At 70.0% G+C, this 24999-nt stretch carries 19 protein-coding genes; 9 read left to right on the forward strand and 10 right to left on the reverse strand.

What is annotated here, in order from left to right:
* Positions 1-633: 633 nt before the first annotated feature.
* Positions 634-2982 (reverse strand): methyl-accepting chemotaxis protein, encoded by a 2349-nt coding sequence (locus AC3AOF_RS07075; RefSeq protein ID WP_488348070.1) that lies wholly within the window; start codon positions 2980-2982, stop codon positions 634-636.
* A 275-nt stretch (positions 2983-3257) separates the two neighbouring features.
* Positions 3258-3908 carry an urease accessory protein UreE gene (locus AC3AOF_RS07080; protein WP_488348071.1) on the reverse strand — a complete coding sequence of 217 codons (651 nt, stop codon included), beginning with the start codon at positions 3906-3908 and terminating at the stop codon, positions 3258-3260.
* 260 nt (positions 3909-4168) lie between these two features.
* On the opposite strand from AC3AOF_RS07080, the gene AC3AOF_RS07085 reads away from it, so the two are divergent.
* From AC3AOF_RS07085 to AC3AOF_RS07095, 3 genes are all read left to right on the forward strand, one after another.
* On the forward strand, positions 4169-4438 hold the full coding sequence (locus AC3AOF_RS07085) for a YMGG-like glycine zipper-containing protein (RefSeq protein ID WP_236991434.1): 270 nt from the start codon (positions 4169-4171) through the stop codon (positions 4436-4438).
* A 181-nt stretch (positions 4439-4619) separates the two neighbouring features.
* Positions 4620-5345 carry a TerB family tellurite resistance protein gene (locus AC3AOF_RS07090; RefSeq protein WP_236991433.1) on the forward strand — a complete coding sequence of 242 codons (726 nt, stop codon included), beginning with the start codon at positions 4620-4622 and terminating at the stop codon, positions 5343-5345.
* A gap of 5 nt (positions 5346-5350) precedes the next feature.
* Complete coding sequence (locus tag AC3AOF_RS07095) at positions 5351-6106, forward strand: N-acetylmuramoyl-L-alanine amidase (RefSeq protein WP_236991432.1); 756 nt, start codon at positions 5351-5353, stop codon at positions 6104-6106.
* A 77-nt stretch (positions 6107-6183) separates the two neighbouring features.
* Here AC3AOF_RS07095 and AC3AOF_RS07100 read toward each other — a convergent pair whose 3' ends face one another.
* From AC3AOF_RS07100 to AC3AOF_RS07120, 5 genes are all read right to left on the reverse strand, one after another.
* Positions 6184-7707: a class I adenylate-forming enzyme family protein gene (locus tag AC3AOF_RS07100; protein WP_488348072.1), complete on the reverse strand. Its 1524-nt coding sequence runs from the start codon at positions 7705-7707 to the stop codon at positions 6184-6186.
* 392 nt (positions 7708-8099) lie between these two features.
* On the reverse strand, positions 8100-8324 hold the full coding sequence (locus tag AC3AOF_RS07105) for an AsnC family transcriptional regulator (RefSeq protein WP_236991430.1): 225 nt from the start codon (positions 8322-8324) through the stop codon (positions 8100-8102).
* 185 nt (positions 8325-8509) lie between these two features.
* Positions 8510-8722, reverse strand: coding sequence for a cold-shock protein (locus AC3AOF_RS07110; protein ID WP_236991429.1), 213 nt, complete (start codon positions 8720-8722; stop codon positions 8510-8512).
* A 242-nt stretch (positions 8723-8964) separates the two neighbouring features.
* Positions 8965-9171 (reverse strand): hypothetical protein, encoded by a 207-nt coding sequence (locus AC3AOF_RS07115; protein ID WP_236991428.1) that lies wholly within the window; start codon positions 9169-9171, stop codon positions 8965-8967.
* Positions 9172-9196: 25 nt separating this feature from the next.
* On the reverse strand, positions 9197-9535 hold the full coding sequence (locus AC3AOF_RS07120; protein ID WP_236991427.1) for a DUF6496 domain-containing protein: 339 nt from the start codon (positions 9533-9535) through the stop codon (positions 9197-9199).
* Positions 9536-9707: 172 nt separating this feature from the next.
* Here AC3AOF_RS07120 and AC3AOF_RS07125 point away from each other — a divergent pair, with 172 nt between their 5' ends.
* On the forward strand, positions 9708-10094 hold the full coding sequence (locus AC3AOF_RS07125; protein ID WP_236991426.1) for a hypothetical protein: 387 nt from the start codon (positions 9708-9710) through the stop codon (positions 10092-10094).
* Positions 10095-10151: 57 nt separating this feature from the next.
* Here the strand turns inward: AC3AOF_RS07125 and AC3AOF_RS07130 are convergent, their stop codons facing one another.
* The gene (locus tag AC3AOF_RS07130) at positions 10152-10373 is read right to left on the reverse strand and encodes a hypothetical protein (RefSeq protein ID WP_236991425.1); all 222 of its coding nucleotides are present in this window, start codon (positions 10371-10373) and stop codon (positions 10152-10154) included.
* A 137-nt stretch (positions 10374-10510) separates the two neighbouring features.
* On the opposite strand from AC3AOF_RS07130, the gene AC3AOF_RS07135 reads away from it, so the two are divergent.
* Positions 10511-11080: a type 1 glutamine amidotransferase domain-containing protein gene (locus AC3AOF_RS07135; protein WP_488348073.1), complete on the forward strand. Its 570-nt coding sequence runs from the start codon at positions 10511-10513 to the stop codon at positions 11078-11080.
* Between the two features lie 9 nt (positions 11081-11089).
* On the opposite strand, the gene AC3AOF_RS07140 is transcribed toward AC3AOF_RS07135, so the two are convergent.
* Positions 11090-13120 carry an elongation factor G gene (locus AC3AOF_RS07140; RefSeq protein ID WP_488348074.1) on the reverse strand — a complete coding sequence of 677 codons (2031 nt, stop codon included), beginning with the start codon at positions 13118-13120 and terminating at the stop codon, positions 11090-11092.
* 164 nt (positions 13121-13284) lie between these two features.
* Between AC3AOF_RS07140 and AC3AOF_RS07145 the strand changes: the two genes are divergently transcribed.
* The 3 genes from AC3AOF_RS07145 to AC3AOF_RS07155 all read left to right on the forward strand — a co-directional run bounded on the left by AC3AOF_RS07145 (position 13285) and on the right by AC3AOF_RS07155 (position 16087).
* Positions 13285-14124, forward strand: a complete 840-nt coding sequence (locus AC3AOF_RS07145; protein ID WP_236991422.1) for an HTD2 family dehydratase — start codon at positions 13285-13287, stop codon at positions 14122-14124.
* Positions 14125-14204: 80 nt separating this feature from the next.
* Positions 14205-15212 (forward strand): TRAP transporter substrate-binding protein, encoded by a 1008-nt coding sequence (locus AC3AOF_RS07150; protein WP_488348075.1) that lies wholly within the window; start codon positions 14205-14207, stop codon positions 15210-15212.
* A gap of 65 nt (positions 15213-15277) precedes the next feature.
* Positions 15278-16087 carry an IS5 family transposase gene (locus tag AC3AOF_RS07155; RefSeq protein WP_488347240.1) on the forward strand — a complete coding sequence of 270 codons (810 nt, stop codon included), beginning with the start codon at positions 15278-15280 and terminating at the stop codon, positions 16085-16087.
* Positions 16088-16103: 16 nt separating this feature from the next.
* Here AC3AOF_RS07155 and AC3AOF_RS07160 read toward each other — a convergent pair whose 3' ends face one another.
* A complete protein-coding gene (locus AC3AOF_RS07160; protein ID WP_488348076.1) occupies positions 16104-16349 on the reverse strand; it encodes a hypothetical protein in 246 nt (81 codons plus the stop codon).
* Positions 16350-16583: 234 nt separating this feature from the next.
* Between AC3AOF_RS07160 and AC3AOF_RS07165 the strand changes: the two genes are divergently transcribed.
* On the forward strand, positions 16584-24983 hold the full coding sequence (locus AC3AOF_RS07165; protein ID WP_488348077.1) for an ExeM/NucH family extracellular endonuclease: 8400 nt from the start codon (positions 16584-16586) through the stop codon (positions 24981-24983).
* Positions 24984-24999 lie beyond the last annotated feature (16 nt).

Here is a 24999-nt window from a genome sequence, read left to right on the forward strand (position 1 = left end):
CACATTCGTCGTCGAAGGGATCGTGCTGTAGTCGACGACAGTCTTGGTAAATTGGGCTGTATCGAGTGTGCCGAGAAGCCGCCCGCCAATAGGTGAGGTAAATGTGGCCGAAACGGTTTCATTGTTGAACTGACTTGTCCCATAGAATATGGTTCGATATTCAAGTGATCCATCGAGATTTCTTATAAGTGAGCTGCTTCTAGAATCTCCAAACGTATATTGTCCAACGGTAAAATCAGAGAGCCCGGCATACCCAAAAGTGGAATTTTTATCATAATTGAAGATATAATAACCACTTATATTGACGGAATTTTCTCCCGATATGTTCGGGAGAGATCCATTGAATGAATATTTATATTGCTCAGTATTATAAAGAGGACCGCCAGCCATGTCTGTTTCTCTATTGTCTTGTGCAGTTCAAATCAGTTAAGACACATTTAAGGCCTTGAATCTCGACCTGCAATCAATGCTTGAAATTTTTCACAGAAAGTCGCAAATCTGCAACTGGTGCGGTGCTGGTCGTCGGACCGAAGCGGGAAGTCGTAAGCTTCGCCCGGGCGCACCACCGGTCATCGTTCGAACGTCCCCGCTTGCCGGGATCGCGCCCTGCACCCGCGCCACCCGGCCTGTGCCTCACGCCGCCTTCACCCCCCCCAGGAACGCATCGACCTCGCCGCGCAGGCCCGTCGCGGTGCCGGCCAGCGCTTCGGCGGCGGCGAGCACCCGGGCGGCGGCCTCACCGGCGCCCTCGGCGTCGCGGCGCACGTCGCGGATGCCGGTGGAGACCACCTGCGTGCCCTGCGCGGCCTCGCCGACGTTGCGGGCGATCTCCTGGGTCGCCGCGCCCTGCTGCTCCATGGCGGCGGTGATGCCGGTGGCGATCTCGGACATCTCGCCGATCACCCCGCCGATCGCCTGCAACGCCGCGACGGCCTCGCGGGTCGCGTCCTGGATGCGGGCGATCTGGCCGCCGATCTCCTCCGTGGCCTTCGCGGTCTGGCCGGCGAGCTGCTTGACCTCGGCCGCGACCACCGCGAAGCCCCGTCCCGCCTCGCCGGCCCGGGCCGCCTCGATGGTGGCGTTCAGCGCGAGCAGGTTCGTCTGCCCGGCGATGCCCTGGATCAGGACTACGACCTCGCCGATGCGCTCGGCACCGGCGGCGAGCGCCGCGATGACGGCGTCGGTCTCCCGGGCACGGCCGACGGCATCCGTGGCCTTCTCGGCCGAATGCGCGACCTGGCGGGCGATCTCGCGGATCGAGATCGCCATCTCTTCCGTGGCCGCGGCGACGGTCTCGACATTGGCCGAGGTGCGGGAGGCGGCCTCCGCGACCTCGGCCGAGCGGGCGTTGGTGCGCGCCGCCGCCGCCGACATCGACGCGGCGGTGCCCTGCATGGTGTCGGCGGCCTGCGCCAGTCCTCGAGTCGAGGACGACATCGTCGCCTCGAAGCCCGCGGTCAGCGTCCCGAGCCGCCGGGCTCGCGCGGCTTCGGCGCGGGCGGCCTCTGCGGCCTCGGCGTCGCTGCGCGCCTTGGCGGCGAGCGCCTCCCGGAATACTCCCACGGCCCGCGCCATGCCGCCGATCTCGTCGCGCCGCTCCTGTCCCGAGACCGTGGCGGAAAGGTCGCCGGCGGCGAGCGCCCGCATCGCGTCGCCGAGCCGCCCGATCGGCCGCACGATGCCGCGGGCGAGCCACAACGCCGCCGCGATGCCGAGCGAGGCAGCGAGCGCCACCCCGATGAGGAGCAGGATCTCGGCGGAGCGCCGCTCGGACCCGATCCGGGCGATCTCGTCGTCGCCCGCGGCATGGGCGGCGGTGACGAGGGCGGTCAGGTGGCGATCGCGCTCGGCGACGATCGCGCGCTGCGCGGCGTTCGCCGCCACGATCCCCGGCACCTGGCCCCTGATGTCCCGCACCTTCGCGATCAGGTCCTCGATCGACCGGCGCGCGGCGGGATCGGTCTCGACGCGGTGGATCGTCTCGATCGCCCTCAGCAGCGCATCGGCGCCGGCGACGACCGCCGCGCCCTCGTCCTTCGAGGGGGTCTTGGCGGAGGGGTCCTTGGCCGAGAACAAGTCGCCCTCGGCGATCTGAATCGACTTCGAGGCCTCGATCGCGTCCGCGCTGGCCCCGAGGAGGGCGGCTGCCCGCTCGACCCGGTCCTGCTGCTCCTGCAGGCGGACCTGGACCGCGACGCCCGCGTCGCTCTGGAGCTGCTCGACCTGCCGCAGGGCCGCCATGATGGCGGTGAACGAGGTCGTGATGGTGTCGGCCCGCCCCGCTTCGTCGGGGCTCAAGTCGATGGCATCGAAGTAATCGTCGAGGGCGTCGATCGCGGCCTTGGCCGGAACCCGCATCGCGTCCTGTCCGCCGAGACGCTTCAGGATCGTCGACAGGAGCCGGTACCGCTCGGCAACCGCCGCCCGGTCGCCCCCGGGGACCTGCTCGCTGTTGCGCATCTCGAGGGCGCCGCGGACCGCCGAGCCCGCGAGCGACCCGGCGGTGGCGGCCTCCTTGAGCGCCTCGACGCTGTCCTGGAGCGCCTGGCTCGCCGCCGCGAGGCGCGCCTTCTGCGCCGCGCCGATCCGGCCGGCCGCCCCCTGCACCTCCTCGATCAGGCGCAGGTGCTCGGCCTGGACCCGGGCCTTGCGGTCCTGCTCCGCCGCGTAGGTGGCGCGGGTCTGCGCGAAGGCGTCCATGCCGCGCGCCATCGCCTCCGCGCCCGGCACGGCGGCGAGGCCGGAGCGGGCCCGTGCGAGGCCGTCCGTCACCGCCTGCTCGCTCCGGCCGCCGGCATCGTGCAGCGACCGCTCGGCGGCGAGCGCGAGATCGCCGACGCGGCCCGCGAGCGTCTGCGCCGCGTTCGCGGTGTCCACGCGCTGGGCAAAGCCCGACAGGCTGACCCAGCCCGAGGCGGCGACGCCGGCGGTCAGCGCCAGCATCACCGAGAAGCCGCAGAGGAGGCGCGCCTTGATCGTCATCGGACCGTGAACCCGGAGCTTACCGTTACCGGGATCTTGGGTATGACACCCGGCTTAAGTCCGGATTAAAGCTTCGCCGGATGGTTGATCTTGCGCCGCACAAAAATCACGGGTGGAGGCACGCGATCGGGCGCTCGGCCCGGAACGCGAATGATCTCTCCAAGGCGCGCTCTACTTGATGCAATTGGATAAAGACGAGGTGCGTCTCCCCTTTCCCGGTCGGGAGAGGGGAGACGCGCCTTGCCGGTCTGCGAACAGATCAGGCGGCACTCGTGTCAGTGGCCGTGCTTGCAGTTCGGGCCGTGGACATGTCCGTGATCGTGCGCGTGGTGACCGTGATCATGGCTGTCGCGGCCATGGCTATGGCCATGATCGTGATGGGCGTGGTCGTGATGCCCGTGACCGTGGTCGTGAGCGTGGTGACCGTGATCGTCATGCTCGTGCCCGTGGTCATGACCGTGATGATGATGGTCGTGCCCGCAGGTGCTGTGGTCGTGGGCCTCCACCTCCTTCTCGGGGCGGAACGGGCGCTGGAGCGCGGTCGCGGTGCAGCCCTGGCCGCGGACCAGCTCCGCCACCACCGGATCGTCGAGGACGTAGAGCGCGTCGGCCGTCACCTCGGCCTGGACGTGGTTGCTGCCGAGCTGCCAGGCGAGGCGGGTCAGGCGGGCCGGGTTCCCGGCCGTGACCGCGAGCAGGGCCTGGGGCGCGGCCAGCACGCGCACCAGCCGGCCGTCCTCGAGGCGCACCGCGTCGCCGTCCTCCAGCGTCGTCTCGCGGTCGAGGTCGAGCCGGAAGGCGAGGCCGCCCGTCGCCGTCAGATCGGCGCTGCGGCGGGAGCGGGCGGCGTGGTCGAGAGCGACCTCGTCGGCGACGGCGTCGGGGCGCACGGCGGCTTTGCGGACGATGGTGGTGGCGCGCTGCATCGGGACCTCACGGGCGTCATGCCGGGAATTTCGCCCCTCCTGTAGAGCATTTGCCGGGCCCGCGGCAGGTCCTCCGGCGCTCCCCGCCTGTGGCCCGGCCGCCGCACCTTAAGGAATCGTTACCCACCCGGACCCGGCACCGGGAACCATTGCACGGCCACGCTCATTTGGCGTTCGGCTGCGTTACGGCTAAGCTCGAATGCAGGGTGCGGGGTCGACGACCCGGTGCCGGACCGCGACATGCACGAGGGGAGAACTCCATGAAGAAGCTCATCGCCGCCACGATCGCCGGTGCCATGGCGCTGTCGCTCGGCGCCTGCAACACCCCGGGCGACCGCGCCGCGGGCGGCGCCGCGCTCGGCGGCCTGACGGGTGCCGCGATCGGCGCGGCGGCCACGGGTCGGGCCGGTGGTGCCCTGGCCGGCGGCCTGATCGGCGCGGCCGGCGGTGCCGTGGTCGGCGCGGCCACCGCTCCCCAGTGCCCCTACGGCACCTACCGCGACCCCTACGGCAACGTCTTCTGCCGCTGATCGGCCTCGCGTGAAGCCCCGGCGGCGTGTTCCGCCGGGTGCGCTGCCACATTCCGCAGACGCCTCGGGGGCGCTACAAGGGCGGCATGACGCGCTTGCCTCCGATGCTCCTGATCCCGATGTCCTTGCCCCCCCGAGACCCGACACCGTCCGTCCGCCCGACCGGGACCGGGAGGCGGGCGTGAGCCAGGGCGTCTGGGGCAAGCTCGGCGGTGCGGGCATCGGGCTCGCCGCCGGCGGTCCGCTCGGCGCGCTGATCGGCGCGGTGGCGGGCCATTTCCTCCTCGACCGCGAGGGCTCGCTGTTCGGGCCGACCCCGCGGGAGGTGGTGTTCACCACCGGCCTCGTCGCGCTGGCCGCCAAGATGGCGAAGTCGGACGGGGTGGTGACGCCGTCCGAGGTCGCGGCCTTTGCCGACCTCGTGCAGGTGCCCGAGGAGGAACGCGCCGGGGTCGAGCGCCTGTTCGATCTCGCCAAGCGCACCACCAGCGGCTTCGAGGGCTATGCCCGCCAGGTCGCCGACGCCTTCCACGACGAGCCGGCCCTGCTCGAGGACGTGCTCGACGGCCTGTTCCACATCGCCAAGGCGGACGGCGCCGTCCACGAGAGCGAGGCGCGCTACCTCGCCGAGGTGGCGACGATCTTCGGCTTCGACGAGGCGCGCTTCGCCGCCGTCACCGCCCGGCACCTGCGGCTCGCCGACGACCCCTACGAGGTGTTGGGGGTCGACCGCGCCCTCACCGACACGGAGCTGAAGGCGCGCTACCGGGCGCTCGTCTCCGAGAACCATCCCGACCGGGCGATCGCCCGTGGCCTGCCGCCCGCCGCGGTCGCCATCGCGACCCGGCGCCTCGCCGCCATCAACGCCGCCTATGACCGCATCGCCGCCGAGCGGCGCCTGAGCTGATCCTGATGAGCCTCACCCCCGACAGCCCGGTCGCCACCCAGGTGGTGCCCTCCCCCAACCACGACGAGCGGACCCTGCCGGTCGATGCGCTGATCCTGCATTACACTGGCATGGCGAGCGCCGGCGAGGCGCTGCTGCGGCTGTGCAACCCGCTCTCCAAGGTCTCGTCGCATTACCTCGTCTTCGAGGAGGGGCGGGTGGTGCAGATGGTGCCGGAGGCCCGCCGCGCCTGGCATGCCGGGGTCTCGGCCTGGGAGGGCGTGCGGGACATGAACTCGCGCTCGGTCGGGATCGAGATCGCGCATCCGGGCCATGCCGAGGACGGCACCGTGGCGCCCTTCCCGGAGGCGCAGATGGCGGCGGTGACGGCGCTCTGCCGCGACATCCTGCGCCGCTGGCCGATCCGGCCCGACCGGGTGCTCGGGCATTCCGACATCGCGCCCGAGCGCAAGATCGACCCCGGCGAGAGTTTTTCGTGGCCCGCTCTCCACCGGGACGGCATCGGCCACTGGGTGGCGCCGGCGCCGATCCGCGACGGGCGCTTCTTCTCGCAAGGAGATGCCGGCCAGCCGATCGAGGCGCTGCAATCGATGTTCGCGCTCTACGGCTACGACGTGCCGGTGAGCGGCACCTTCGATGCCCGGACGAAGGCGGTGGTCGCCGCCTTCCAGCGCCATTTCCGCCCGGCCCGGGTCGACGGCGTCGCCGACGCCTCGACCATCACCACCCTGCGCGACCTGCTGGCGGCGAAGCCGGCGTGAGAGGGGGCGGCTCCGTCGCCGGGGCCCTCTCATACGCTTTCCGATCGACCGCTTCCCGATGCGGAAACCGGCTTCGCTCAGCCTGCCGCCAGCCGCTTGCGCTGCACCTTGCCGTTCGGGGTCCGCGGCAGCGTCTCCAGGAAGACGACCTCCCGCGGGCATTTGTAGGCGGCGAGCCGCTCGCCGCACCAGGCCAGCAGCGCGTCCCGCGCCGGCTCGGCGCCTTGTTTCGGCACCACGAAGGCAGCGATCACCCGCACGTCGTCGCGGACGGGCAATTCGGTCACTGCCACCTCCTGCACGTCCGGATGGGCGATCAGCACGCTCTCGACCTCGTTCGGCGACACCCGGTAGCCGAAGGCGTTCATGATGTCGTCGTTGCGGCCTGTAAACCAGACGTAGCCGTCGGCATCGAGAGAGGCGAGGTCGCCGCCGGTGAACCAGTCGCCCCGCATCACCGCCGCCTCCTCTTCCGGGCGGTTCCAGTAACCGAGCATCAGGGCCGGGTCCGAGCGGTGGATGGCGAGAAGCCCGACCTCGCCTGGCGGCAGCGGCTCCGGCGGGCCGTCGACGGGCAGGATCGCGACCCGCCGCCCGGGCTGCGGCTTGCCCGGGGAGCCGGGCTTGATCGGGACGAGGGGGCTCGTCGAGATGTAGGTCGAGATCTCGCTCATCCCGAGCGCCTCGTAGAGCGGCGTGCCGGTGACGGCCTGCCACTCGGCGAGCAATTGAGGCGACAACGCCTCGCCCGCCGTGATGCCGTGACGCAGGGACGAGAGATCGTGCGCGGAGAGATCGGCGTATTTCAGGATCTGCCGGAAGAGGCTCGGCACCGCCGCGAACAGGGTGGCGCGGTGGCGGGCGATCAGCGCCGGCCATAGGGCAGGGTCGCGCTTTCCGTTGTAGAGCACCGTCGTGGCGCCCCGCGCCCAGGGGTCCTGGATGCCGACCCCGAGGGTATAGGTCCAGTTCATGGTGCCGGCATGCAGCACCACGTCGTCCTCGCGCAGGCCGAGCCAGAAATCGTGCATCGGCCGCCGGCCCCAGAGGGTGCGGTGGGCGTGCAGCACTCCCTTCGGCCGGCTGGTGGTGCCGGAGGTGTAGACCAGGGTCGCCGGATCGTCGGCGGCGGTGTCGGCGTAGGCATCGATCGGCGGGCCGGCCCGCATGCGGGCGATGTCGTTGCGGCGCAGCACGATCCGGCCACGGCAGGCCTCGGGGTTGAGGGGGCACTCGTCGGCCGCCGCGATCACCGCGGCGTCGGAATCCTGCATCAGGAACGCCGCCTCGCCGGCCGTCAGCTGCGGCGAGGAGGGCTGCGCCACGAGCCCGGCGGCCAGCGCCGCGAAATAGGTGATGACGTAATCCGCGTCGTTGCCCATGCGGATCATCACCCGGGCGCCCGGCGGCAATCCCAGATCCCGCAACCCCGCGGCGACGCCGCGCACCGCCCGGTCGACCTCGGCGAAGGTCATGATGTCGGTCCGGCCGTGATCGCCGACCATGACCAGGGCCGGCTTGTCGCCGCGCTCCCGGGCATTGGCCTCCAGGCAGTAGCGGGCGCCGTTGAAGCGGGGCGGCGGCTGGCGGTCGTCGAGCAAGGCGCGGGCTCCGGGTGAGGGGAGGGAGCCCGTGCTAGAGCACTTCACGATCGCGTTGCAATCGCGAAGCTCTCTCTAGAGCCTTGATTGTACCGCATTTTCTACGACGGACCGGCATCCACTTCGTCGGAAAACGCTCTGGCGCGACAATGAGGGCGTGGCCAGGAGGGCGTGGCCAGGGGTGGGCTTTGCGCCGGAAGGTGCGCCGGACCTGGCCACACGGTAACCCCGGGATACGACCTGTCGGACTGACGCGGGGGGCGTCCGGTCGGTCGAGGACGGCAGAGGACGCGCGCGGCGATTCCCGATCCAGACACGACAAAGGCGGGTCCGCGCTCGCGCGCGGCCCGCCTCGTACGGTGACGGCGGTCTTTTGGCTGACCGGCGAGCCTTTAGTGGGCTTCGCGCACGGCCACGGCGTTCGGCGTCAGGCCGAAGCGCTCGGCGAGATGCCAGCGCAGCTCGCGGGAGGAATGATAGCCGTAGCTCTTGTCGATCAGGTGGCTGACGTCGATCGGGCTCTTGCCCTCGCCGAAACGGCTGATCTGGTCGACATGAAAGGTAGAGCCGTTGAACACGGAAGGCGCGCCGTCGCGCCGGGTAAATTCGAACAACATGATGTCTTTTCTTCTATCTTTGCGGCGCTCCCCGGGGGAGCGACTGTGAGTGGCAGGCGGCCATGGGGCCGCCAGCGGAGCAAGTGGTGAGCCCGGGGGCTCAAAACGCTCCAGTACGGCCGAGGTTCCGTAACCTTAACGGGATTATCGTTAAGGCTCCGTAAACCCGGGCCGAAAGGACGCCTTTAGGCGACCTGCAGGTTCACGGCCGACATCTTGTTGCTGTCGCGCCGATCGGCCTGCAGCTCGTAGGAGACCTTCTGGCCCTCGACGAGGCCGCGCAGGCCAGCCCGCTCCACTGCGGAGATGTGGACGAAAACGTCCTTGCCGCCATCATCCGGCTGGATGAAGCCGAAGCCCTTCTGGTCGTTGAACCACTTGACAGTACCAGTATTCACGCGGTCGTCCTCGTCTCGTTAGAAGTCGCAGCGGGCCACCCTCAAGAGCGAGGGCAACGCGGCGCGACGGCGCCAAGTATTTCGGGAGGTGGCTCGTCTTCGCGAGGCTCAGGGAGCCCATGCGGGGCTCGATCGCCCGGAGCCACCCGCCCGTTGCCGCTGATCCCTATTTAGGATCCCAGTCTGTCCGGAACAAGGCAGGGTGTCCCAATCGGTGCGCGGCATGCGGTCAGGGGCTGCGGTCAGGGATGGCTGCGCCCGCGCTGGTTGGGGTCGACCCCGCCTTGCGGCGTGGTGTCGTTCGCCACATCGCCCTCGTCGGTATTGGCGCCCGCGAGATCCTCGGGATCGCCGCCGGACATCGTCATGCCCTTGGAGGTGCCGATGCCGGGATTTCCCTTCAGGTCGGCATCGGTTGGCGTCGTGGTCTTCGGCTGCTTCGAGCTCATAGGGTGGTCCCTCTCGTGAGCGCGCTCAACGGTTGAGGGCCTTCTCCAGTTCGTCCCGGCTCATGCGCGAGCGGCCCTTGATGTCGCGGTTTTTCGCCTCGTCGTAGAGGGCGGCGCGGGTCGCCTGGGACCGCGTGTCGCGCTCCTTGGACCGGGTGCGGCGGAAATTCGCCCGGTTGTCGGCGGGGCTCTCCTGGTTCGAGGCGCCGGCCTCGCGCAACGCGATGGCGATGGCCTGGCTCCGATCGGTCACCGGCTCGCCGTCGCGCCGCTCCAGTTCGCCTTCCTTGAACTCGTGCATCACCCGGGCGATCGTACTCTTCTGTGCATCGGTCGTCTTGTGGGTGGTCTTGTGCGCGGCCATGGCGTCGTCCCTCTCGTTCCTGCCCCTCGTTCGCGGGCGACCATGTGAAGGATCAACGCGGACGGGGCCCGAGGCGTTTCGGGCCGCGCAGCCCGGCTCTGCGTGGAATTCCCTGTCGCGTCCGGGGGATTGCTCCCATATACGGACGACATCGTACAGTGTCGGACGCTCCATGGCGGGTATCTCGGTTTCCCTCGAAGGTTCCAACATCCAGCTCTCGTTCCAGAAGGACGACCAGGCCACCGCGGTCATCATGGATGCGAGCGCGGCCCGCGCCCTCGTGCGCGCGGTGGGCCAGCTCCTCACGGTCATGCACGAGCCGGACGAGGCCGAGGCGGACGATCTCGGCGACGAGGAGGCGGCGTTGCTGGACGTGACCTCGCCGGCGATCGAGGTGGGGACCGACGAGCAGGGCCAGGCAGTGGTGGCGCTCCAGGCCGGCGGCCTGCCGCCGTTCCAGCTCCGCCTCACCGACGAGGAGGCGCGGCACGTCGCCACCTCCCTCAACGAGATCCTGAACGCCCCGCGCGACGTGCGCAGCTCGCATGGCGGGCACTGACCGACCCGAGCCTCGATCGACGCGAAAAGGGCGCCCCGCGGGGCGCCCTTCGTTTTTTCAGAACCGCGTGCCCGGATTGGTCGGGCCGCCCGGCAGGTAGTCCGGCTCGGAGCCGGGCCCGGTCGGGTCGGTGATGCCCGGGTCGTTGACCGGATAGGGCGAGCGCGGCCCGGTCGGGCCGGTATCCGGCAGGTCGTCGGGACCGACCGGCGGCGGGATGTCGCCCGGGATGCCGCCGCCGGGGGTCGGCTCGTGGCCGGGGAGACCGGGATTGGCCATGGTCGTGCCTCCTGTTCGGGTCGGGGGTATGAGGGTTTAAACCGCCCGGCCGGAAGCGGTTCCGTCGCGGCAGGGCGCCGGAACCGGCCTGATCCGGGGTCGTTGCCAGGGCACAATCACCCTTGGAGTACGATCCGATGCCGAGCATCACCCAGGCCAAAATCCTCATCATGGCGACCGACGGCTTCGAGCAATCCGAGCTCGAAGTGCCGAAGGCCAAGCTCGCGGAGGCCGGCGCGCAGGTCACGGTGGCCGCCCCGAAATCGCGCCAGAATCCGGACAGCATCCGCGGCTGGGACAAGACCGACTGGGGCCGCCCGGTGACCGTGGATGCCGATCTCGAGAGCGTCGACGCGTCGGCCTACGACGCCCTGGTGCTCCCCGGCGGCCAGATCAATCCGGACAAGCTGCGCCTCGAGCCGAAGGCCCTGGAGATCCTGCGCAGCTTCCTGTCGAGCGGCAAGGTCGTCGCCGCGATCTGCCACGCGCCCTGGCTGCTGGTCGAGGTCGGCGCCGCCAAGGGCCGCAAGATGACGTCCTACGCCTCGATCAAGACCGACGTGATCAATGCCGGCGCCGAGTGGCACGACCTGCCCGTAGTCACCGACAAGGGCATCGTGACCAGCCGCAACCCGGGCGACCTCGACGCCTTCTCGGCCAAGATCATCGAGGAGGTCCAGGAAGGCCGCCACGACCGGGCCGCGTAACCGGGCTCCTTACCCCGCCCTGCGCACCGGCTGGCGCGCCAGCACCGCCTCGGCGGCACGGCCCGTCAGCTCGGCGCGGTGGTCGAAGCGGGTGGTGAAGGTGCCGACCCCGGCGGTGGCCGAGCGCAGCTCGACGATCAGGTCGGTCATCTCGGCCTCCGGGATCAGGGCTTCGACGACGTCCCAGCCCGACCAGCCGGGGCGCGCGTCGAAGCCGAGGATCTGGCCGCGGCGGGCGGTGACGAGGCCGGTGGCCTTGGCGGTGGCGCCGCTCGGCACCGCCATCGACACCGCCAGGACCGGTTCCAGCAGCACCGGTCCGGCCTTGGCCAGGGCCTCCTCCAGCGCCAGGCGCGTCGCGGCCTGGAAGGCGGCATCCGACGAATCGACCGCGTGGGCGGCGCCGTCCTTGAGGGTCACCGCGAGGTCGACCACCGGGAAGCCGAGCGGCCCCTTCGCGGTGAAGGCCCGGGCCCCGGCCTCGACCGAGGCGATGTACTGGCGCGGCACCGCGCCGCCCACCACCTCGTCCTCGAAGACAAAACCCTCGCCTCGGGGCAGCGGCCGCACCGCGAGCGCCACGTCGGCGAACTGGCCGTGGCCGCCGGTCTGCTTCTTGTGCCGCGCCCGCGCCTCGGCGGGCCCCCGGATCGTCTCGCGATAGGCGACCCGCGCCGGCTCGGTCTCGACCCCGATGCCGAAGCGCGAGGCGAGCCGCTCCACCGCCACCCGCAGGTGCATCTCGCCCTGGCCCGACAGGCGCAGGTCGCCGAGCTCGGCCCGGTGCTCGACGATCAGCGACGGGTCCTCCTCGGCGAGCTTGGTCAGCGCCGCCGAGAGCCGCACGTCGTCCTTGCGGTCGCGGACCCGCAGCGCCAGGGCATGGACCGGGTCCGGCGCCGGCAGCTGCGCCAGGGCGTCGGGCGTCTCCGATCCGGTCGTCAGGGTCTCGGCGGTGGCGACGCAATCGAGCTTGGCGAGCCCTGCGACCTCGCCCGCCTGCACCTCCGGCACCCGGTGGCCGGAGGCGCCCGCGAGCTGGGTCAGGCCCGCCACCCGGGCGGTGCCGCCGCCCGATCCCGTCACCGCCTCGCCCTCGCGGAGAGCGCCGCGCAGCACCCGGCCGACCGAGAGCTTGCCGCCGAAACCGGTATGCAGGGTCTTCATCACCTGGACCAGCGGCGCGCCCTCGTCCGTCACGCCGAGGCGTCCTCGCGTCTCGGGCAGGCCCGGCGCCTCGTGCCGCAGTGCCTTCAGCAGGCGGGTGACGCCGTGCCCGTGCTCGGCCGAGCCGAACAGCACCGAGACCACCTGGCCCCGGCGCAGCTCGCCGGCGAGATCGGCGAAGACCCGGTCGGCCTGCGGCTCGACCTCGGCGATCAGGTCTTCCATGAGCGCGTCGTCGTGGTCGGCCAGGCGCTCCAGCATGGTGTAGCGCTCGGCCTTCTCCCGCGGCAGCTCGCCGTCGGGCAGGGCCACCACCTCGCTCGGGGCCTGCTCGCGCCAGATGAAGGCGCGCTCCAGCGCGAGATCGATGAAGCCCACCGCCGCCTCGCCCTCCATCAGGGGGATCTGGCGCATCAGGAGCGGCACCCGCGAGGCGGGCTGCAGCAGCGCCAGCGCATCGCGCAAGCTGCCCGGCGCGGTCTCGGCCTTGTTGATGAAGAGGAGGCGCGGGATGCCGGCGGCCTCCAGCTCGCGCAGGGTGAGTTCCAGGGCCGGCAGCTTGCGCTCGTCGGCTTCGCAGACCACGATCGCCGCGTCGCATGCCGGCAGCACGGCCCGCAGGTCGTGCGCGAACTCGATCGAGCCGGGGCAATCGACGAAGGTGAAGGCCTCGCCCAGGAAGCGCGCCGTGGCGAAGGCGGGCTCGACGCTCATCCCGTGCGCCCGCGCCTCGGGCGAGGTGTCGCCGACCCGGGAGCCGGCGCGCCCGGGCCGGTCGATCGCGCCGGTGCGATGGAGGATGGCCTCGAGCAGGGCGGTCTTGCCGCTCTGGAACGGACCGACGATCGCGATGCACCTGTGCTGCGCAGCCACGGGGCGTCTCCCACCTTCATCTTTGTTGACAGGGAGTTAAGCACCGGGCCGGGGCGCGGTCCAGGCGGCAGGTGTGCAGACGCGAAGGTGTGCAGGCGCGAAGAGAGGCCGATATAGGCTGTCACGGCCCGGTACGAGGCCGGCGGCGAACGGGGGATAGCCTGATGCCCGAGATCGACATCGACCATTTGCGCGGCTGGATCGGCCGCACCCGGGAGGTCGAGGATATCGTGACCCCGCGCCTCGTGGCCGAGTACCGGGCGACGCTGGCGCCCCACCTCGCGTCGGTGCGGGAGGGCGAGGCGCCGCTCGCGCTGCATTGGTGCCTCGGCCCCGAGACCCCGGCCGCCGACGCGCTCGGGCCGGACGGCCACGCGGCGAAGGGCGGGTTCCTGCCGCCGGTGCCGCTGCCGCGGCGGATGTGGGCCGGCGGCGAGGTCGAGACCCTGGCCCCCTTGCGCATCGGCGACCGGGTGGTGCGGCGCGAGACCGTGGCGGACGTGGCGGTGAAGGTCGGGCGCACCGGCACGCTCTGCTTCGTCACCGTGCGGCACGATTACGAGACGGAGCGGGGTCTGGCGATCCGCGACCGGCAGGACATCGTCTACCGCGAGGCGAGCCGGCCGGGCGATGGCGCCCCGCCGGCAAAGCTCGTCCCCGCCGCGGACGAGGCCGGGTGGTCGGTCGAGGCCGATTCCGTGCTGCTGTTCCGCTACTCGGCGATGACCTTCAACGGCCACCGCTTCCACTACGATCATCCCTACGCGACGCAGGTCGAGGGCTATGCCGGCCTCGTCGTGCACGGGCCGATGCAGGCGAGCCTGCTCCTCAACCTCGCGGCCATGCGCCTCGGCCGGGTGCCGGCCCGGTTCCGCTATCGCGGCGTCGCGCCGATGATCGCCGGATCGCGCTTCGCGGTGGCGGGACGGCGCGAGGGCGAGGGATTTCGCGGCTGGACCGCGGTCGGGGGTGCCGTCCACATGGAGGCGGAGACTGAGGGGTGAGGGTTAGGCGATCGGCGCATTGCGCCGCCGGGTCCGAACTGTCAGCTTCGCAACAAACCAGACAACGACGAGGAAACGCCATGCCGACACTGACCCGCCGTGCTTTCGCGGCCGGCACCGCCCTGCTGCTCCTGTCGGGAGCGGCCCTGGCGCAGGCGCCGGTCGTGATCAAGTTCAGCCACGTCGTCGCGCCGGACACGCCGAAGGGCCGCGGCGCCGACAAGTTCAAGGAACTGGCGGAGAAGTACACCAACGGCAAGGTCAAGGTCGAGGTCTACCCGAACTCCCAGCTGTTCAAGGACAAGGAGGAGGTCGAGGCGCTGCAGCTCGGTGCGGTGCAGATGCTGGCGCCGTCGCTGGCGAAGTTCGGGCCGCTCGGCGCCAAGGAGTTCGAGGTCTTCGACCTGCCCTACATCCTGCCCGACAAGGCGGCCCTGCGCCGGGTCACCGACGGGGCGCTCGGCAAGCGCCTGTTCGACAAGCTGCAATCGAAGGGCATCACCGGGCTCGCCTATTGGGACAACGGCTTCAAGGTGATGAGCGCCAACAAGCCGCTGCGGATGCCGGCGGATTTCCGCGGCCTGAAGATGCGGATCCAGTCCTCGAAGGTGCTGGAGGCGCAGTTCCGCGCGCTCGGTGCGATCCCGCAGGTGATGGCCTTCTCGGAGGTCTACCAAGGCATGCAGACCGGCGTGGTCGACGGCTCGGAGAACACCCCCTCGAACATGTTCACCCAGAAGCACCACGAGGTGCAGAAATACATCACGCTGTCCGATCACGGCTATATCGGCTACGCAGTGATCACCAACAAGAAGTTCTGGGACGGGCTTCCGGCCGAGATCCGGACCGAGCTCGACAAGGCGATGACGGAGGCGACCGCCTACGCCAACCAGGTCGCCGACAAGGACAATGCCGACGCCCTCGACGAGATGAAGAAGTCCGGTCGGACTACCTTCATCGAACTCACTCCCGACGAGAAGGCGGCGTGGAAGGCGGCCCTGGAGCCGGTCACCGCCGACATGGCGAAGCGCGTCGGCAAGGACGTGATCGAGGAATTCCAGAAGGAAGCCAAGGGCGGGACGCAGTAGAACCGTCCCGCCGGCTTTTCTAGAGCGTGTTATGAACCTATGACGTAGCGTGAGCGTTGAGGGGCATGAGTGCTGATCGCCCCGCCTATCCGTCCGACGTGTCCGATGAAGAATGGGCGCTGGTTGCCCCCTATCTGGCGCTGCTGCGCGAGGACTCGGGTCAACGCGACCACGAGTTGCGCGAGGTGTTCAACGGGCTGCGCTACATCGTGAAGACCGGTGCGCCGTGGCGGTTCATGCCCCACGACCTGCCGCCGTGGGCGGCGGTCTACCAGCAGACCCAACGCTGGCTTTCCGCCGATTGCTTTGGCGCGGTGGCGGGCGACCTGCGTGCTGTGTTGCGGGAAGCGGCGGGGCGCGAGCCGGAGCCGTCTGCGGTGATCCTGGACAGCCGGACCCAACGCTCCTCGCCCGAGAGCGGTGAGCGGGCGGGCTACGACGGGGCCAAGCGCAAGCGCGGCTCGAAGGTGCACCTGGCGGTGGACACGCCCGGGCATGTGGTGGCGCTGCACGTCACGCCGGCGAACGTGGACGACCGCAGCCAGGTTGGGGCGCTGACGTGTGCGGTGCAAGCGGAGACGGACGGGAGCGTGGAGACGGCGTTCGTCGATCAAGGCTACACGGGCGAGAAGCCGGCGAAGGCCGCCGACGCGAACGGCATCGCGTTGGAGGTAGTCAAGGCGCCCGAGGCCAAGCGCGGCTTCGTGCTGCTGCCACGCCGGTGGGTGGTGGAGCGCTCGCTGGCCTGGGCGGCGCGCTGCCGCCGGCTGGTCAAGGACTACGAGCGCTATGCCACCACGTTGGCAGGCATCTACATGATCGCCTTCGTCTGCGACATGCTCAGCAAGCTTGGACGCATCGTAAACAGTTCATAACACGCTCTAGGGCGCTTCACGACCGCTTTGCAATCGCGAAGATCTCCAGATTCTTGATTTTGCGGCATGTTCTACGACGAAACGGCATCCACTTCGTCGGAAAATGCTCCAAGGCGATCGCGCCCCGTCGTCGAGAGATCGACGGCGGGGCTTTTTCGTGCCGCGTTGCCGTCGCGAACGACGGATCGTCGAAAAGATAGTTTGCCGGGAAACGATACGACCATCGCCCGTCGCCGCGGAGAGGCGACAGGCTGGCCTTCACGGCCCGGCAACCTTCACAGCACTGTCGCAAAACACTCATACAGAACGAACACAGTCCGAAACATGCTGTAACAAGGCAGCCTCGCCGACCGGTCCGATACGTCGAACGTTCGCCGCGAGCCCGGTGCCGCTTGCGCGCTTTCCCTCCCCGATAAGCCCTAACAGCCTCGCGCTGACGGGTGGTGCCGCCTCGGGCGCCGCCGCTCCTCGTGCGCGCCCGGAGACACTGGAATCCATGGCCACGACGCTTGCCGCCGGCGACATCGCCATCGTCGGCTACGACGCCACCAACCCGGACGATTTCGCCTTCGTGGTGTTGCGCGACGTCGAGGCCGGAACGGCCATCAGCTTCACCGATAACGGCTGGAGCTCCAGCACTGGCGCCTTCCGCACCGGCGAGGGCACCTACACCTACACGGCGCCCTCGGCGCTCGCCGCCGGCACGGTGATCCGCCCGACCACCGACAGTGCCGCCGGCGGCACCAACTCGCCGGTCTTCACGGCGCAGAACTTCGCGCTCAACGCCTCGGGCGACCAGATCCTGGCCTATCAGGGCGCGGCCGCGAGCCCGACCTTCCTGTACGCGATCAACTTCGCCGATGGCGGCACCACGTTTGCCGGCAACGCCACCAGCGCCGGCACCTCGGCCCTGCCGCCGGGCCTGACGCTGGGCCAGAGCGCCGTCGCGCTCCCCTCCGCCAACGGCCGCTATGCCGGCCCGACCTCGGGCACCCGCGACCAGATCCTGGCCTCCGTCGGCACGACCTCGTCCTGGACCCAGAACACCACCACCCGGGTCGGCGACGCCGCCTACGCTCCCTTCACGGTGACCGCGGCGCAATCCCTTCCGACCCTGTCGATCGACGACGTCCAGGCGAGCGAGGGCGATGCAGGCACCAAGCAGCTCACCTTCACGGTGTCGCTCGGCGCGGCGGCGCCCGCCGGCGGCGTGACCTTCGATATCGCCACCGCCGACGGCACGGCCACGGCCGGCAGCGACTACACCGCCCGCAGCCTCACCCGCCAGATCATCGCGGCCGGCGAGACCCGCGCGACCTTCGCGGTCGATATCACCGGCGACACGGTGGTCGAGCCGACGGAAACCTTCACGGTGAGCGTCGCGAACGTCTCGGGCGCCACGGTGGCGAAGGGCCAGGGCACCGGAACGATCCTCAACGACGATACCGGCACCCGGATCGGCGGCACGGCGATCTACGACGCCGCGCCCTCGCTCCAGGGCCTGTCGGGTGCGACCGCCACGACCCCGCCGAGCGCCACCAACGCGCTCCAGCTCGTGCGGCTCGGCGCCTACGCCACCACCAACGATCCGGCGACGACGGTCGCGCCGAACGCCGAGGTGGTGGCCTACGATGCGACCACCAGCCGGCTCTACGTCCAGAACACCAGCGAGAACCGCATCGAGATCGTGGGGCTCGACGCCGCCGGCTCCCTCGCCAAGACCGGCGAGATCCTGCTCTCTGGCCTCGAGCAATACGGCGCGGTGAACTCGGTCGCGGTCTTCAACGGCCTCGTGGCGGTGGCCTACGCCAATGCGACCGGGGACGCGCCGGGCCGCGTCGCGCTGTTCAACGCCGACGGCACGCTGCTGCGCTCGCTCACCGTCGGGGTCGGGCCCGACCAGCTGGTGTTCACCCGCGACGGCACCCGCCTCCTCGTCGCCAACGAGGGCGAGCAGGCGAGCGCCGCCAGCAACCCGGTCGGGGGCGTCTCGATCATCGACGTCTCGGGCGGCGCGGCCAGTGCCTCGGTCGCCACGACCGTCGGGTTCACCGGGCTCGACGGCGCCGAGGCGACCTTGCGCGCCCGCGGCCTCGCGATCACGCCCGGCAAGGCCGCGTCCGCCGACATCGAGCCCGAATACATCGCGATTTCGCCCGACAACCGCTTCGCCTACGTCACCCTCCAGGAGGTGAACGGTGTCGCGGTGATTGACCTCACCAATCCCGGCACGGCGCCGATCGCGATCCAGCCGCTCGGCGCGGTCGATCATTCGCTGCCCGGCAACGAGTTCGACGCCTCCGACCGCGACGGGCCGGGCGGCACCGCCTCGATCCGGATCGCCGCGACGCCCGCCGGCACGCCGATCCTCGGCCTGCTCCAGCCCGACAGCATCGCGTCGTTCACCACCGGCGGCGCGACCTACTTCGTCACCGCCAACGAGGGCGACCAGCGGGTCATCGGCGGTGCCGACGATGCCAACGACGTCGCGCGGCTGAGCGCGGTTCCGAACAGCCGGCTCACCCCGGTGCTCCAGGCGCTGAAATCCGATCCGGCCTATGCCCGGCTCAACGTGCTCCTGCGTACCGGCGACACCGACGGCGACGGGGTGATCGACCGGCTCAACACGCTGGGCGGCCGCGGCATCTCGATCTTCCGGCAGAATGCCGACGGCACCATCACCAAGGTGCGCGAGACCGGCGGCGAGTTCGAAAAAATCTTCGCCCAGATCGCGCCGGAGCGGTTCAACAACGACCAGACCGTCTCCAACACCCCCGACGACCGCTCCGACAACAAGGGGCCGGAGCCCGAGGGCATCGCCGTCGGCACGGTGAACGGGCGCATTTACGCCTTCGTCGGCCTGGAGCGCCAGAGCGGCATCCTGGTCTACGACGTGACCGATCCGGCGAACGCGAATTACGTCTCCTACGTGCCGCCGCTCGCCGGTTCGGCCGCCGATCTCGGGCCGGAGGTGCTCACGTTCATTCCCGCCGACCGCAACCCGACCGGCACGAACCTCGTGGTCTCGGCCAACGAGGTGGCGAATGGCGGTGCGACGCTCTACGCCGCCCTGCCCCAGGGCGCGACGCAGGAGATCTCCTTCGCGCCCGATTCGCTGAGCGTCAGCCGTCCCGAGGGCGATAGCGGCACCACGACCTTCAGCTTCACGGTCCAGCGCTCGAACGGCACGCTCGGCGCCGTCGCCTTCACCGCCGCGCTCTCCGGCACCGGCGCCAACCCGGCCAGCGCCGCCGACTTCACCGGCAGCCCGGCCCTGCCGCTCACCGTCACCGGCACGATCCCGGCGGGTGCCGCCTCGACGGTCGTCACGGTCGCCGTCCAGGGCGACGCGACGCCGGAACCGAGCGAGACCTTCGCGCTCACGCTCCTGAATGCCAGTTCGAGCCAGGCCGGCATCACCGCCCGCGTGAGCGCCGGCAACGCCAGCGCCACCGGCACCATCGTCAACGACGACGTGACTCTGATCTCGGCGGTGCAGGGCGCCGGCAGCGCCAGCCCGCTCGTCGGCCAGACCGTCACGGTCGAGGCGATCGTCGTCGGCGACTTCCAGAACGGCGACGCGGACGGGAAGCGCAACCTCGGCGGCTTCTACCTCCAGGAGGAGAAAGCCGATCAGGATGCCAACCCCCTGACCTCGGAAGGGGTGTTCGTCTACGAGGGCACCGGCAACCGCCTCGTCGACGTACACGAGGGCGACCGGGTCCGGGTCACCGGCACGGTCACCGAATTCAACGGCGAGACGCAGCTCACGGTGAACGCCGCCTCCGGCATCCAGGTCGTCCAGGCCGGAGCCCTCTCGGCCGCCGAGGTCAAGGCGCAGGCGGTCGACGTCACCCTGCCGACGGCGGGCGTGGTGGGCACCGGCACGACGGCGCAGCCGGACCTCGAACGCTACGAGGGGATGCTGGTCCGCTTCCCCCAGACCCTCACGATCTCCGAGCAGTTCAACCTCGACCGCTTCGACGAGATCCGCCTCGCGGCGGGCGGGCGGCCCGAGACCTTCACCAACGAGTTCGAGCCGAACGCGCAAGGCTACGCCGCCTACCTCGCTCAGACCGCCGCCCGCTCGATCACCTACGACGACGGTTCGAACAGCCAGAACCTGCCGGTCGAGAATCTCGACGGCTTCGGTCCGATCTACTCGACCGCCACCGCGCCCCGGATGGGCGACACGGTGACCGGGCTCACCGGTACCCTCGGGTTCGGCCCGACCAACGCCTTCCGGGTCCGGTCGATCGAGGACGGCGCGAACAGCTTCACCAAGGCCAATCCGCGCCCGAGCGCACCGGACGCGGTCGGCGGCACGCTGAAGGTCGGCAGCCTCAACGTCCTCAACTACTTCACGACGCTCAACACCTCGTCGAGCTCGCTCACCGCGATTGGCCAGCAGCCGCGCGGCGCCAATTCGAGCGAGGAACTGGCGCGCCAGACCGAGAAGCTCGTCACGACCCTGATCGGTACCGGGGCCGACGTGCTCGGCCTCACCGAGCTGGAGAACCAGTTCCAGCCCGGCAACCCGGGCAACGCGCTGGAATACCTCGTCGGCCAGCTCAACGCCCGGGTCGGCGCCGGCACCTACGCCTACGTGAACCCGGGCAACCAGCTCGACCAGGGCCAGTTCCTCGGCGGCGATGCCATCGCGGTCGGCTTCATCTACAAGCCGAGCAAGGTCAGCGTCGCGCTCGACACCACGATCGAGAAGCTCGATGATACGGACGTGGCGCGGATCGATCCTGCGCTCTTGCAGCAGAGCACGACCGGTCACCTGTTCAACGGGGTGAATACCAGCCGCGCGTCCCTCGCGGTGACGTTCCACGAGATCGCCAGCGGCGAGGATTTCACGGCGGTCATCAACCACCTGAAGTCGAAGAGCGGCACCGGCACCGGCGCGGATGCCGACCAGGGCGACGGCCAGGGCAACTGGCAGCAGCAGCGCGAACTCGCCGCCAAGGCGCTGACCGAGTGGGTGGCGACGAAGCCGACCGGCACCCGGGATTCCGACGTGATCCTGCTCGGCGACTTCAACGCCTACCTCAAGGAGGACGCCCTCGCCACGATCAAGGCCGGGGGCTTCACCAACCTCGCCGAGGATCGCCTCGCCGACCCCTATTCCTACGTCTTCGACGGGGCCTTCGGCGCCCTCGACCATGCCTTCGCCACTCCGAGCCTGAACGGCCAGGTGACCGGCGTGACCGAGTGGCACGTCAATGCCGACGAGGCGGACGCGATCGACTACAACCTCGATTTCAACCGCCCCGCCTCGTATTTCGACGGCAAGGTGGCGGCGCGCGAATCCGACCACGATCCGGTCCTGGTCGGCCTCAAGCTCGACCAGACCGCCCCGACCCTCGTCGCCGCCACACCGGCCGACAACGCCACCGGGGTCGCGCCCGGCGCCAGCATCACCCTGCGCTTCAGCGAGGCGGTGAAGGCCGGCACCGGCGCGATCACGATCACCGACGGGGCCGGCGACACCCGCACCATCGCGGTCTCCGACGCCGCCCAGGTCGCGATCGCGGGCGACACCGTCACGATCGATCCGAGCGCCGACCTCAAGGCGGGCACGGCCTACGACGTGATCGTGCCGAAGGGCGCGATCACCGACACGGCCGGCAACGCCTTCGCGGGCCTCGCGCAGGACCAGCTCGACTTCACCACCCAGCAGGCCGCCCCGATGACCTACACGCTCCAGATCCTGCACGCCTCGGACTGGGAGGCCGGTCTCCTGGCGACCCAGCGCGCGCCGAACTTCGCGGCGATCGTCGACAAGCTCGAAGACGCGACCCCGAACTCGATCACCCTCTCGACCGGCGACGGCTGGATCCCGAGCCCGTTCTTCATCGCGGGCGCCGACCCGCAGCTGAACGCGACCTATAACGGCATCTACAACCAATATTACGGGCTCTCGGGCGCCAACGCCTACGGCAAGCTCACCGCCTCGCCGGGCCGGGCCGACATCACGATCCAGAACATCATCGGCGTCCAGGCCGCGGTGTTCGGCAACCACGAATTCGATTCCGGCCCCACGGAAGTCGCCAACATCATCGGCGCCAATCTCGGCACGGCGCCGGGCGCGGCCGACGACACCTGGGTCGGGTCGCAATTCCCCTACCTCTCGACCAACCTGAACTTCTCGAAGGAATCGGCGCTGTCGGGCCTCGTCCACAAGGACGGCGACGCCGCGACCTTCGCCGAGACCGGCCCGACCTCGACCCAGACCGGCACCGGCGCCGACAAGATCGCCAAGTCGGTGGTCATCACCGAGAACGGCGAGAAGATCGCCTTCATCGGCGCCACCACCCAGCTCGAGCCGCTGCTGACGACGCTCGGCAACGTCACCCTCGACGGCTTCACCGGCCGCGACGAGATCGCGCTGCTCGCCCAGCAGATCAATGCCGAGGTCGACCGGGTGCTCGCGGCCAATCCGGGCCTCAACAAGGTCATCGTCGGCACCCACCTGCAGCAGCTGTCGAACGAGCAGGCGCTGGCCCCGCTCCTGCGCAACGTCGACGTGCTGATCGGCGGCGGCTCGCACACCCTGCTCTCCGACTCCAACGACCGGCTGCTGCCGGGCGACGTCTCGGGCGGCGCCTACCCGCAATTCTTCACCAACGCCTCGGGCCAGACCCTGGCGCTGGTCAACACCGCCTCCGAATATTCCTATGTCGGCCGCCTGACCGTCACCTTCGACGACCAGGGCACCATCATCCGCGACTCGATCACGCCGCAGAATTCGGGTGCGGTCGCGGTCGACGACACCAGCGTGGCGCAGCTCTGGGGCTCGAAGGACGCGGCCTTCGCGCCGGGCACCAAGGGCTACCTCGTCAGGGAAATGATCGAGGGCCTCGACGTCAACAACGACGGCATCCAGGAGACCGCCGGCGTCGCCGACATCATCCGCCAGCAGGACGGCAACATCCTCGGCCGCACCAGCGTCTACCTCGAGGGGCGCCGCGGCGAGGTCCGCACCGAGGAGACCAACCTCGGCGACCTCTCCGCCGACGCCAATCTCTGGTACGCCAAGCAGTACGATTCCACGGTCGCGGTCTCGATCAAGAACGGCGGCGGCATCCGCGACTCGATCGGCTCGTTCTCGACCGCGGGCGGCGGCACCGCCGAGCTTCCCCCGGCGGCGAACCCCTCCGCCGGCAAGCAATCGGGCGATATCTCGCAGCTCGACGTCACCAACTCGCTCCGCTTCAACAACGCGCTCGCCGTCACCACGGTGTCGGCGCTGGAGATGAAGCGGATCCTGGAACACGCGGTCTCGGCCACCGCCGCGGGCGCGACGCCCGGGCAGTTCCCGCAGATCGGCGGCTTGAGCTTCTCCTTCGACGCCAGCAAGACCGCCCAGACCCTCGACGCCAACGGCACCGTCACCCGCGAGGGCCAGCGGGTCCTCAACGCCGCGATCGTCGACGAGAACGGCCGGATCACCGACACCCTGGTGCAGAACGGCCAGCTCGTCGGCGACCCGAACCGCGGCATCCGCACCGTCACCCTCGACTTCCTGGCGACCGGCACCTCCACCGCGCCGGGCCTCGGCGGCGACAACTATCCCTTCCCGGCCTACGGCGAGAACAAGGTGGCGCTCGCCTCCGCCATGCCCGGCGCCGCGCTGCCCAACACCGCGACCTTCGCGGCGCAGGGCACCGAGCAGGACGCGATGGCCGAATACCTGCGCGCCTTCTACGCCTCGACGCCCTACGGCACCGCCGACACCACGCCCGCCGGCGACACCCGAATCCAGAACCTCGCCGCCCGCAGCGACACGGTTCTCGCCCGGGGCGTCGTCCGCACCGGCACCGACGGCAACGATACGCTGACCGGGACGGCCTTCGACGACATCATCACCGGCGGCGCCGGTGACGACACGATCGTCAACTCTGCCGGCAACGACATCCTGCTCGGCGGCCGCTCGCCCGGCGGTGCGACCGGCACCGACACCCTGGTGTTCAACTCGCGGCTCGCCGACACCACCGTCACCCGCGACGGCGCCTACATGCTGATCGTCGGGCCGGAGGGCCAGGACCGGGTCACCGGCTTCGAGCGCTACCAGTTCACCGACGCCACGGTGGTCGTCGCCGATGGCTCCCCCCTCGTCGACGACCTGTTCTACCTCGCCACCAACAAGGACGTGCTCGCCGCCGGCCAGGACGCCGACACCCACTACGCCGCCTATGGCTGGAAGGAGGGCCGCGACCCCAACGCGCTGTTCTCCACCACCGGCTACCTCGCCGCCAATCCGACCGTCCGCGCCGCGGGCCAGAACCCGCTCGATCAGTACGATGCCACCGGCTGGAAGGAGGGCCGCGACCCCTCCGCCGCCTTCGACAACGAGCTGTACCTCGCCCGCAACCCCGACGTGAAGGCCGCCGGGATCGACCCGCTCAAGCATTACATCGAGTACGGCCAGGGCGAGGGCCGCAAGATCTACGACGCGATCGGCAAGACCGCCGATCTGGCGGCGCATCCGGGCTTCGACGCCGAGTACTACCTCCTGTCGAACCCCGACGTAGCCCGCGCGGCCATCGCGGCGGGCGGCGACTCGTCGGCCTACGCCTACCAGCACTACCAGACCTATGGCTGGAAGGAGGGCCGCAACCCGAACGCGGTGTTCGACACCAAGGGCTACCTGACTGCCTATGGCGACGTGAAGGCGGCCGGCATCGACCCGCTGATGCACTACGACCAGTACGGCTGGAAGGAAGGCCGCGACCCGTCGAAGGGCTTCGACTCCACGGCGTATCTCGGGGCCTACGGCGACGTGGCGCAAGCCAAGCTCGACCCGATGCAGCACTACCTGCAATACGGCGCGCTCGAGGGCCGCTCCACCTTCGGCGACACCACCTTCGGCGCCGGCAATATCGGCTGAGCCGTCGGCGTGGTGG

The sequence above is a fragment of the Methylobacterium sp. 142-1Y genome (assembly GCF_057747795.1).